7 protein-coding genes are annotated in these 10,851 nt (G+C 61.7%); 1 reads left to right on the top strand and 6 read right to left on the bottom strand.

Annotated features, from left to right (window positions below; all coding sequences use genetic code 11):
- Positions 1–3: 3 nt before the first annotated feature.
- The 6 genes from glgC to SAZ10_RS04310 form a co-directional block, all read right to left on the bottom strand.
- Entirely contained in the window at positions 4–1,266 is a 1,263-nt protein-coding gene (glgC, locus tag SAZ10_RS04335; RefSeq protein WP_318607951.1) for a glucose-1-phosphate adenylyltransferase, read from the bottom strand.
- A 19-nt stretch (positions 1,267–1,285) separates the two neighbouring features.
- The gene (gene glgB / locus SAZ10_RS04330; protein ID WP_318607950.1) at positions 1,286–3,499 is read right to left on the bottom strand and encodes a 1,4-alpha-glucan branching protein GlgB; all 2,214 of its coding nucleotides are present in this window, start codon (positions 3,497–3,499) and stop codon (positions 1,286–1,288) included.
- Positions 3,500–3,651: 152 nt separating this feature from the next.
- A complete protein-coding gene (locus SAZ10_RS04325; protein WP_318608456.1) occupies positions 3,652–6,120 on the bottom strand; it encodes a glycogen/starch/alpha-glucan phosphorylase in 2,469 nt (822 codons plus the stop codon).
- Positions 6,121–6,260: 140 nt separating this feature from the next.
- The gene (locus tag SAZ10_RS04320; protein WP_318607949.1) at positions 6,261–7,052 is read right to left on the bottom strand and encodes an ATP-binding cassette domain-containing protein; all 792 of its coding nucleotides are present in this window, start codon (positions 7,050–7,052) and stop codon (positions 6,261–6,263) included.
- On the bottom strand, positions 7,049–8,221 hold the full coding sequence (locus tag SAZ10_RS04315) for an ABC transporter permease (RefSeq protein WP_318607948.1): 1,173 nt from the start codon (positions 8,219–8,221) through the stop codon (positions 7,049–7,051). Before SAZ10_RS04315 ends, SAZ10_RS04320 begins: the two co-directional genes overlap by 4 nt.
- A 117-nt stretch (positions 8,222–8,338) precedes the next feature.
- On the bottom strand, positions 8,339–9,358 hold the full coding sequence (locus SAZ10_RS04310; protein WP_318607947.1) for a sugar ABC transporter substrate-binding protein: 1,020 nt from the start codon (positions 9,356–9,358) through the stop codon (positions 8,339–8,341).
- 287 nt (positions 9,359–9,645) lie between these two features.
- Here SAZ10_RS04310 and SAZ10_RS04305 point away from each other — a divergent pair, with 287 nt between their 5' ends.
- Positions 9,646–10,791: an ROK family protein gene (locus tag SAZ10_RS04305; protein ID WP_318608455.1), complete on the top strand. Its 1,146-nt coding sequence runs from the start codon at positions 9,646–9,648 to the stop codon at positions 10,789–10,791.
- The last annotated feature ends 60 nt before the right edge of the window (positions 10,792–10,851 follow it).

Raw genomic sequence — 10,851 nt, 5'->3', positions numbered from 1 at the left:
CAATCAGAGACCCAGTCTGTCGATCATCGGCTGGGTGATCAGGCAGATGCCGTTCTCCGAGATCCGGAAGCGCTTCGCATCGAGCACCGGATCCTCGCCGACCACAAGTCTTTCCGGGATGACGACGCCGTGATCGAGCACGACCCGGTTCAAACGGACATGCCGGCCGATCACGCAATCGGGGAGCATCACCACCTCTTCCAGAGTGGAGTAGGAATTGATGCGGGCGCCGGTGAAGATGAGGCTGCGCTTGAGATGTGCACCCGAGACGATGCAGTCGCCCGAGACCAGCGACGACACCGCCATTCCCCGCCGGCCGTCCTCGTCGTGCACGAATTTTGCAGGCGGCCTCAGCTCGGAATAGGTCCAGATCGGCCAGTCGCGGTCATAAAGGTCCAGCTCGGGCGTCACGTCGGTGAGGTCGATGTTGGCTTCCCAATAAGCATCTACCGTCCCAACATCACGCCAATATGGCGCCGCCTCGTGACTGGAACGCACGCAGGATTTGGCGAAGCGGTGAGCGACCGCCTTACCGTTCTTGACGATATAGGGGATGATGTCCTTGCCGAAATCGCGGCTTGAACCGGGCTGAGCGGCGTCGCGGCGGAGCTGGTCCATCAGAAACTTGGTCTTGAAGACGTAGATGCCCATCGAGGCTAGCGCGAAATCGGGCTTGTCGGGAATGCCCGGCGGGTCGGCAGGCTTCTCGATGAAGGAGATGATGCCGTCCTTCTTGTCGACATGCATCACACCGAAGCCGGTTGCCTCTTTGCGCGGCACCTCGAGGCAGCCCACCGTCACGTCGGCGCCGGCGTCGACGTGCTGCCTCAGCATCAGCTCGTAATCCATCTTGTAGACGTGGTCGCCGGCGAGAACGACCATATATTCCGGGCCGTAGGCCTCGATGATGTCTATGTTCTGGTAGACCGCATCCGCCGTCCCCTCGTACCACTGCGTCTCCGAGACGCGCTGGCTGGCGGGCAGGATATCGAAGCTCTCGTTGCGTTCGGGCCTGAGGAAGTTCCATCCCCGCTGCAGATGCCGGATCAGCGAATGGGCCTTGTACTGCGTTGCGACGGCCAGTCGGCGAATACCGGAATTCAGCGCGTTCGAGAGTGCGAAGTCGATGATGCGCGACTTGCCGCCGAAATAGACCGCGGGCTTTGCGCGTCGATCGGTCAGCTCCTTGAGCCGGCTGCCTCGCCCCCCGGCAAGCACATAGGCCATCGCATCGCGCGCCAGCGGCTGATTTCTGCTTGTTGCCATCTATTTCCTCCCAGGTCGCTCAATCGGAGACGAGCTCGATCATGATCGTCGCAAGCGGCGGCAACAGCATCGTTGCGGCTGTGCCCTTTGCGTCTTCCGTCGCAGTCACGCTTCCGGCGTTCCCCTTCCCTGACCCGCCATATTCGACGGCGTCCGTATTCATGATTTCGCGCCACTCCCCGGACACAGGAAGCGGCAGGCGGTACATTTCGCGCATAACGGGCGTGAAGTTCGAGATGACGGCGACCGGGTTCCCCTCCGGAGCCTTGCGCAGCCACGCGAAGACAGAATTTTCCGCATCATCGACAATCAGCCATGAGAAACCCTCGGGCTCGCAGTCGCGAGCATGGAGCGCAGGGCAAGAACGATACAGATAGTTCAAATCGCGTATCAATTGGCGCATGCCGGCATGCGGTTTGAACTGCAGCAAGTTCCAGTCGAGCTCACGTGCTTCACTCCATTCGCTGCGTTGCGCAAACTCCTGCCCCATGAACAACAGCTTCTTGCCCGGGTAGCCCCACATGAAGGCATAGTAGGCCCTCAGATTCGCGAATTTCTGCCAGTCGTCGCCCGACATCTTGTTGAGCAGTGTGCCTTTGCCGTGCACCACCTCGTCATGGGAGAGAGGCAGCACGAAGTTCTCGCTGAAGGCATAGAGCAGCCCGAAGGTAATCTCCTTGTGGTGGAACTTCCGGTAGATCGGCTCGCGGGACATGTATTGCAGCGTGTCGTGCATGAAGCCCATGTTCCACTTGAAGCCGAAGCCGAGCCCGCCTTCATGTACGGGCTGCGAGACCTTGGGCCATGAGGTCGATTCTTCTGCGATCGTCACGACACCAGGGTGATGGCCGTAGACGGTGCGGTTCATCTCCTGCAGGAAGCGGATCGCCTCCAGGTTCTCGCGCCCGCCATATTTATTGGGGATCCACTCGCCCGCTTTGCGGGAATAATCGAGATAGAGCATCGAGGCGACGGCATCGACGCGAAGCCCGTCCAGATGAAAGACTTCCGCCCAATAGAGCGCGTTGTTGACGAGGTAGGAAACCACTTCACGCCGACCGAAATTGTAGATCGCCGTGTTCCAGTCCGGATGAAATCCCTGGCGCGGGTCGGCATGCTCATAAAGCGCCGTGCCGTCGAAGCGCGCCAGCCCATGCGCGTCGGTTGGGAAATGCGCGGGCACCCAGTCGAGAATGACGCCGACCCCGGCGCGATGGGCGCCGTCGACGAAGCGCGCGAAGCCATGCGGGTCGCCGAAGCGAGCGGTGGGCGCGTAGAGCCCGGTGGTCTGGTATCCCCAGGACGGGTCGAAGGGATGCTCGGTGATCGGCAGAAACTCGATATGCGTGAAGCCGGTTTCGACCACATAAGGGATCAGCCGGTCGGCAAGCTCGTCCCAGGAAAGGAATGAACCGTCCTCACGTCGTTGCCATGAGCCGGCATGGACCTCGTAGATCGATACCGCCTCGCGCCGGTAATCCGCCTTGCTCCAGAATGCACGATGCTTCTGGTCACCCCAGTCGTGCCGGACGGGCGATGCGGTCACCGAAGCAGTCGCCGGACGCAGTTCGGAGCGGAAGGCAAATGGGTCGGCTTTCAGCGGTAGGACTTGCCCGGCGGCGCCGATGATCTCGTATTTGTAAGGCTGGCCTTCGCGGATATCGGGAATGAAGATCTCCCAGATCCCGGTGTCCTGCCTGAAGCGCATGGGGTGGCGGCGGCCATCCCAATCGTTGAACTGCCCGACCACCGACACGCGCCTGGCGTTCGGCGCCCAAACCGCAAAATGGATGCCGGTGGCGCCCTCGTGGTCGATCAGATGCGAGCCGAGCTTGTCGAAGAGCCGCAGATGCGATCCCTCGGCGATGTAATAGTCGTCCATCGGCCCGAGCACGGGACCGAACGAATAGGGATCGGTGATCCACCACTCGCCACCGGGATTGCGGGCACGGTAACGCAAGGGCTGACGCTTGCGGACCGAGATCCTCCCCTCGAAGAAGCCGGCGTCGTTGCGACGCACAAGCTCACCTGCTTCCTGGCCGTCCAGGGTAAAGGCGGTGACCATCTCGGCGTGGGGAATGAAACAGCGCGCGACGAAGCCTTTGCCCGCTTCCTGGATGCCGAGGACCGCGAAAGGATTGCCGTGGACCCCGGACACGATCGCCTCGACGTCCGAGGCAGCGGCTTTTCCTATCGGGCTGTTCGGCCCTTTGGCCGAGCGGTTTGTCTTCATCCGTAGCGCCCCTCCCTCAGTGCCGGCGCCATGGTCTTCGCCCCGCCTAAGCAGCCATTCGTGGTTTCCCACGGATGCCTGCCTAGATTCCTTGTTTGTCGCAGGTTCTTGTCGCAAAACCGTGGAATACTTTCACGGAACCTGCCTAGGTTTCATTCATGCGGGACGTTCCATATTTCGCTGGCATATTGCCTGATTGTCCGGTCCGATGAAAACCACCCCATGCGGGCGACGTTGCGGATCGCCTTCGCATTCCATTGGGGGCTGTCGCGCCAGATCTCATCGACTTTGCGCTGGGCGGCCGAATATGACTCGAAATCGGCGGCGACCATGAACCAGTCGCTGTCGTAGATGCCGTTGAGCAGGTCGCGGTAACGATTTGGATCGTCCGGCGAGAACACGCCGGAGGAGATCGCCGAAAGTGCCTGCGACAGTTCCGATGAGGCTTCGATGATGTCGCGCGGCCTGTAGCCGTTGGCGCGGCGCTCCGCCACTTCTTCGGCGGTCAGGCCGAAGATGATGATGTTGTCCTGCCCGACATGTTCGCGCATCTCGACATTGGCACCGTCGAGCGTGCCGATCGTGATCGCCCCGTTGAGCGCGAACTTCATGTTGCCGGTGCCGGAAGCCTCCATGCCGGCCGTGGATATCTGCTCGGACAGATCGGCGGCCGGCATCATGATCTCGGCGAGACTCACATTGTAGTTCGGCACGAAGACGACCTTGAGCAGGCCGCGCACTGCCGGGTCGTGGTTGATCACCTTGCCGACGTCATTGGCGAGTTTGATGATCAGCTTGGCGTTGTGGTAGCTCGGAGCCGCCTTGCCGCCGAAGAATTTCACGCGCGGCAGCCAGTCGCGATGCGGGTGCGAACGGATCTGATCATAAAGCGCCACCGTCTCTATGATGTTGAGGAGCTGGCGCTTGTACTCATGGATGCGCTTGATCTGGATGTCGAACAATGCCGACGGGTCGACCTTGATCCCAAGCCGCTCGCCGACCAGGTTCGACAGCCGTGCTTTGTTGGCGCGCTTCACGCCAGCAAATTTCTCGCGAAAGGAAGCATCCTCCGCGAACGCGTCGAGTTTCTTCAGGTCGCTGATATCGTCGAGGAACTTGTCGCCGATTGCGTCGCGCGCGAGCGCGGTCAGGCCCTGATTGCACTGGATCAGCCAGCGTCGCGGCGTGATCCCGTTGGTCTTGTTGTTGATGCGATCCGGGTAGAGCTTGTGCAGGTCGGCAAACACCGTCTGCTTCATAAGCTCGGTATGGAGCGCCGAAACGCCGTTGATCGAGTGGGATCCGACGAATGCGAGATTGCCCATCCTGACGCGCCGTTCGCCGGCCTCGTTGATCAGCGAGATGCGGGCAATCTGCTCGTCGTCGAATCCCTTGGAGCGCGCTTCGAGCAGGACTTCGGCATTGATTGCATAGATGATCTGCATGTGGCGCGGCAGCAGCCGCTCGAATAGCGGCACTGGCCAGCTCTCCAATGCCTCCGGCAGCAGCGTATGGTTGGTATAGGCGAACGTGCCCTTGGTGATCGACCAGGCGGTGTCGAAATCGATGCCGTGCAGGTCCATCAGGAGCCGCATCAGCTCGGCGACGGCGACGGCCGGATGCGTGTCATTGAGATGTACCGCCGCCTTTTCATGCAGTGATAGAAAATCGCCGTACTGGCTGAGATGACGCTGCAATATGTCCTGGAGCGACGCGGCCGAGAAGAAATACTCCTGGCGCAGCCTGAGCTCCTGCCCCGCCATGTGGGAATCGGCGGGGTAGAGCACGCGCGAGAGGGCGTCCGCCTTGTTGCTCTCGCGCAGCGCGCCGATGTGGTCGCCCGCGTTGAAGGCGCCGAGCAGGATCGGGTCTATCGGCATGGCCGACCACAACCTCAGCGTGTTGACGCGCTTGCCGCGCCAACCGACCACCGGCGTGTCGTAGGCGACGGCCAGCACACGCTCCTGCGGCTTCCAGACGTGGCGTTCGAGGCGGCCGTCGCTGGAGGTGATCGATTCCACCGAACCACCGAAGCCTATCTCGAAGCTGCGCTCCCGGCGCTCGAACTCCCATGGATTGCCGTGGTCTAGCCAGGTCTCCGGCAACTCCACCTGCCAGCCGTCATGGATCTCCTGCCGGAACATGCCGTTGACATAGCGAATGCCGTAGCCGTGCGCCGGCACGTCTATGCTCGCCATGCTTTCCATGAAGCAGGCAGCCAGGCGGCCAAGCCCGCCATTGCCGAGCGCGGCGTCCGGCTCGAGCGCCTCGATCACCTCCATATCCACTCCGAGGCTGGCCAGCGCCTTGCGCATCGCCTCGAGCAGGCCGAGATTTGAGAAGGCGTCCCGCATCAGGCGCCCGATCAGGAACTCGAGCGACAGATAATAGACCCGCTTGGCCTCCTCGCTGTAGGCCTCCTTGGTCGCCTCGATCCAGTAATCGATGATGCGATCGCGTACGACCGAGATCGATGCCGTCAGCCAGTCATGCTGCGTCGCGACCGACGCATCCTTGCCGATCCGGTAACGAAGGCTCGTCAGGATTTCGGATGCGAGGTTTGTCGGATGGGGGATTGTCACGAAGGGCCTTTGGAGTTCGACTGTTTTCGCCCGCGCCATTATCGCCTCGAAAAATATACCGCCAGCTTGGACCAGCGCGGCGGTTTCCACCAGCTTTCCTCCAACGACGTTTCCTTATTCCCTGTCTTGTACCAATTGAAGTGGCTGGCCTGAGATTAGTTCCCCGCCTGAAACGAAGATCAAGCGGCCATGGCAGCCTCCGGTGGCCTCTTTGCGCCGGTCATGAACGCAACGGCATCAGACATCGAATATTCCTTCGGGTTTATGACGCAAAGACGACGGCCGAGCCGGTGGATGTGGATTCGGTCTGCAACCTCAAACACGTGCGGCATGTTATGCGAGATGAGCACAATGGGCAGGCCGCGCTTCTTGACGTCGAGGATCAGTTCGAGCACGCGACGCGATTCCTTGACGCCCAGTGCCGCCGTCGGCTCGTCCATGATGACGACCTTCGATCCGAAGGCCGCGGCACGGGCCACCGCCACGCCTTGTCGCTGACCGCCGGACAATGTCTCGACCGCCTGGTTGATGTTCTGAATGGTCAGGAGGCCAAGCTCGCTGAGCTTCTCGCGGGCAATCCTCTGCATCGTCGAGCGATCGAGCCGGCGAAACAACGTGCCGACCCAGCCCGGCTTGCGGACCTCGCGCCCGAGAAACATGTTGTCCGCGATCGACAGCGCTGGCGACAGCGCGAGGTTCTGGTAGACCGTCTCGATCCCGGCATTGCGCGCCTCGATCGGCGAACGGAAACTCACCGGCTGACCGTCGAGAAGCACCTGCCCCGAGTCCGGGATGACCGCTCCCGTAAGGACCTTGATCAGTGTCGACTTGCCAGCGCCGTTGTCGCCGATAACCCCAAGGATCTCGTTTCGCCTGAGGTCGAAATCGGCGTTGTCGAGCGCCACGACGCGACCATAGCGCTTGGTGATGCCGCGCGCCTCGAGAACCGTTGAAATGCCCGCTCCGCTCATGCCGATATCTTCCTGATCCATTGATCGAGGGTAACGGCCACGATGATCAGCACGCCGACCGTGAAATCCTGCCACAACACTTCGAGACCGGATAAGGCCAGGCCGTTGCGGAACACTCCCACGATCAGCGCCCCGATCAGCGTGCCGATGATCGAGCCGCGGCCGCCGAACAGGCTGGTACCGCCGATCACCACGGCGGTGATGGAATCAAGGTTGGCGGTCTGTCCGGCCTGCGGGCTCACGCCGCCGATCCGGCCGATCAGCACCCAGGCGGCGATCGCGCAGATCAAACCGGCGATCGTGTAGACGGCGACAAGCGTCCGGTCGGTATTGATGCCGGCAAGGCGGGCCGAGTCGGGTTCATCACCGGTCGCGTAGATGTGGCGGCCGAACGCAGTGCGGTTCAGCATGTACCATACCGCTATCGCCAGCAGCACCATCAGCAATGAGCCGTAGGTGATGACCGAGCCCTTGAGCCATCCGACCTCGATCCCGATCGTATTCAGAATGAGGTCGTAAGGCTTGATGATCGTGCCCGTCCATTGGAGGAAGGGCGCGGAAGCTTCGATGTCCTGCTGCCTGATGGTTTCGCTGCGGGAATAGAAGACATTGAGCGCCCCGAAGATGCTCCAGGTGCCGAGCGTCACGATGAATGGCGGCAGCCGCAGGGCCGTCACGATCACGCCGTTCACCAAGCCGCATAAAAGGCCGACCAAAAGGCCAAGCGGGAAGGCGATCCAAAGTGGGACCCCATAGATGACACAGGTGCGGCCCATCACGACCGAGCAAAGGATCATGATCACGCCGACAGAAAGATCGATGCCGGCCGTAAGGATCACCAGTGTCTGGGCGATGCCCAGCACGGCGATGATGGTCACCTGCTGGAGAATGAGCGAAAGGTTGAAGGCGGAGAAGAAACGGGCACCGGCAAGCGCCGCGAACTGAAGCTCGCCATCGACATATCGCGGAACGGGGATCGTGAAGGCCGCGATGCCGATGAGGAGCACCACGAACGGCACCATCGTCGGAAACTGGTGCAGGAAATGCTGCACCCGGCGCATTGCGCTCTTGTGCTCTTCCTCGAAGGAAGCGACAGCTGCCGGCGCAGATGCCAATGAAGCTTCGAAATCCGCAGGGCGGTGATTGGCCGTGTTGTCGGCGGTGCTCATGCGCTTATCCAGTGCCTCCCACACGAGACCGAGAGAGCAACAGGTGCCTGTTGCTCTCTCATTGAAGCGATAAGTTTGGCTTTCAAGCGATCAGTCTAGGGAAAGTACCGTGAGAAACTAGCCCCAGCACAGCTTCAGACCTTCCTCGACCGAAATCGAGGGAACGCCTTCCACCGGCTTGGCAGTGATAAGCTGCGCTCCGGTATCGAAAAAGCCGACCTTGGGATCGATTTCGGGAAGCTTGCCCGACACGATTGCCTCGAGCGCCATCGAGGCCATCTTGAGCGGATATTGTTGCGAAGTTGCGCCGATCACGCCGGCCTTCACGTTCTTCACGCCGGGGCAGCCGCCGTCGATGGAGACGATCATGACGCTGCCATCATCCTTGCCAACACTCTTCAACGCTTCCCAGGCACCCGCTGCAGCAGGCTCGTTGATCGTGTAGACCACGTTGACGTCAGGGCACTTCTGGAGAGCGTTCTCCATTGCCGTGCGGCCCTTCTCCTGGTCGCCCTGGCTGATCTCATGCGTGCAGATGCGCTTGTCGTTCTCATCGCCGTATTTGTTGGGATCCTTCACGTCGATGCCGAAGCCCTGCATAAAACCTTGATCGCGCAGATAGTCGACGGTCGGCTGGTTGGTCGCGAGATCGAGGAAGACGATGCTGGCGTCCTTGGCCTTGTCGCCAAGCGTCTTCGACGCCCACTCGCCGATCAGCATGCCAGCCTTGCGGTTGTCGGTGGCGAAGGTCGCGTCCGCCGCGTCCATCGGGTCGAGCGGGGTGTCGAGGACGATGACCTTGAGACCGGCGTCACGCGCCTTCTTGATGGTCGGCACGATAGCCTTGGAATCGCTCGGAACAATCGCAAAGCCCTTGGCGCCAGCGGCAATCAGGTTCTCGATCGCAGCGACCTGGCCGTCATTGTCGCCGTCATATTTGCCAGCCGCGGTGATCAGGTTGACGCCAAGCTCCTTGGCCTTGGCTTGAGCGCCTTCACGCATCTTCACGAAGAACGGGTTTGTCTCCGTCTTCGTGATGAGGCCGACAGTATCAGCCGCATAGGCCGCCGTGCCGGCCATCAGGCCGAAAATCGCGGCTGCAGCCAACGGGGTCTTCAAAAGTCTCAGTTTACCCATCGCGGATTCCTCCCAGTGAACACTTTGGAAGCCGGCTCGGCCGGCATCCCTCTGCGAGCTCCGGATTACACTCCCATTCCGGACCTCGTGTGAAGGGAATACCAAGGCGACAATGTTGTCAATAAATAAATCAATCTGATTTAATATTGACAGCACCGGCGGACGCCGCCATTCTCCGCCCGAAATCTGAACGCTCACGGAGGCGCTGGGTGGAGGAGACCGGCATCCTCAGGAACGGCATACCGGTTGCGGCCGAGCGCTATCACCGCGGCACCAACCAGAGCGGCATGCGCGATTTCAATGAGCGGCTGGTGCTGTCGCTCGTGCGCCGTCACGGCAGCCTCGCCAAGACCGAGATCGCCCGCCTGACCCGGCTTTCCGCACAGACCGTTTCCGTCATCATGCGCGAGCTGGAGGAGGAAGGCCTGCTGCTTCGCAACGAGCCGGTGCGCGGCAAGATCGGCCAGCCGTCGATCCCGATGTCGCTCAATCCGGAGGGCGCCTTCTTCCTCGGCCTCAAGATCGGCCGGCGTAGCGCCGAGCTGGTTCTGATCGACTTTCTCGGCACGGTCCGGTCGATGCTCCAGCACTCCTACCGATACCCTACCCCGCGCGACACCGTCGAGTTCGTCGCAGAGGGCATCAAGCGCATCCGCGCCGGCTTGACCCTGGAGCAGGACCGGCTCATTGCCGGCCTCGGCATTGCCATGCCCTTCGAGCTGTGGAGCTGGGCCGACGCAGCCGGCGCGCCGCGCGAGGTAATGGATCATTGGCGCAACCGCGACATCCGTGCCGACATCCAGGCTGAGCTCCCCTTCCCCGTCTACCTGCAGAATGATGCGACCTCGGCATGCGGGGCAGAGCTGGTGTTCGGCAAGGGCGGCACCCCGCGCGACTTCATCTATTTCTATATCGGCGCCTTTGCCGGCGGCGGCATCGTGCTGAACGGCGGGCTGTATAGCGGTCCGACCGGAAACGCCGGCGCGCTCGGCTCGATGCCGGTCCCAGGTCCCGGCGGTGCGCCACGCCAGCTCATAGACATCGCCTCGCTCGCCATGCTCGAGCGGGCGCTCAACACCAAGGGGCGCGACACGTCATTCCTCTGGAACTCGCCGGAAAGCTGGGGCGAGTTCGGTCCCGAGCTGGACGACTGGATCGGATCGGCGGCCAATGGGCTGGCCTATGCGATCGTCTCGGCATCCTCCGTCATCGATTTCCAGGCTGCCGTCATCGATGGCTGGATGCCAGGCGCGATTCGCGCCCGTCTCGTCGCGACCGTCGGCGAAGCGCTGATGAGGATCGATGCGGAAGGCCTTTCGCTGCCGCCGGTGCGCGAGGGGACGGTCGGCATCCATGCCCGCGCGCTGGGCGGCGCGAGCCTGCCGCTTTCGGACCGCTTCCTCGTAGGAGCGACCGCGGCTATTGGAGGCTAGTTGCTGCCGTGCAGCCTTGGCTTTATGGCAACGTCGTCATCCGCAAGTGTATGATCAATC

Origin of the sequence: Mesorhizobium sp. BAC0120 (assembly GCF_033542235.1) — a bacterium.
Classification (GTDB): Bacteria; Pseudomonadota; Alphaproteobacteria; order Rhizobiales; family Rhizobiaceae; genus JAWRCU01.
Note: the sequence above shows the minus strand (reverse complement) of the source record. Positions and strands in the feature narration are given on the sequence as shown.

Excerpts from the sequence above, each read along its gene's own strand:
- glgB (WP_318607950.1), bottom strand. The coding sequence starts at position 3,499 with ATGAAGACAAACCGCTCGGCCAAAGGGCCGAACAGCCCGATAGGAAAA.
- SAZ10_RS04305 (WP_318608455.1), top strand. The coding sequence starts at position 9,646 with ATGCGCGATTTCAATGAGCGGCTGGTGCTGTCGCTCGTGCGCCGTCAC.
- SAZ10_RS04310 (WP_318607947.1), bottom strand. The coding sequence starts at position 9,358 with ATGGGTAAACTGAGACTTTTGAAGACCCCGTTGGCTGCAGCCGCGATT.
- SAZ10_RS04325 (WP_318608456.1), bottom strand. The coding sequence starts at position 6,120 with ATGGCGCGGGCGAAAACAGTCGAACTCCAAAGGCCCTTCGTGACAATC.
- SAZ10_RS04315 (WP_318607948.1), bottom strand. The coding sequence starts at position 8,221 with ATGAGCACCGCCGACAACACGGCCAATCACCGCCCTGCGGATTTCGAA.
- SAZ10_RS04320 (WP_318607949.1), bottom strand. The coding sequence starts at position 7,052 with ATGAGCGGAGCGGGCATTTCAACGGTTCTCGAGGCGCGCGGCATCACC.
- glgC (WP_318607951.1), bottom strand. The coding sequence starts at position 1,266 with ATGGCAACAAGCAGAAATCAGCCGCTGGCGCGCGATGCGATGGCCTAT.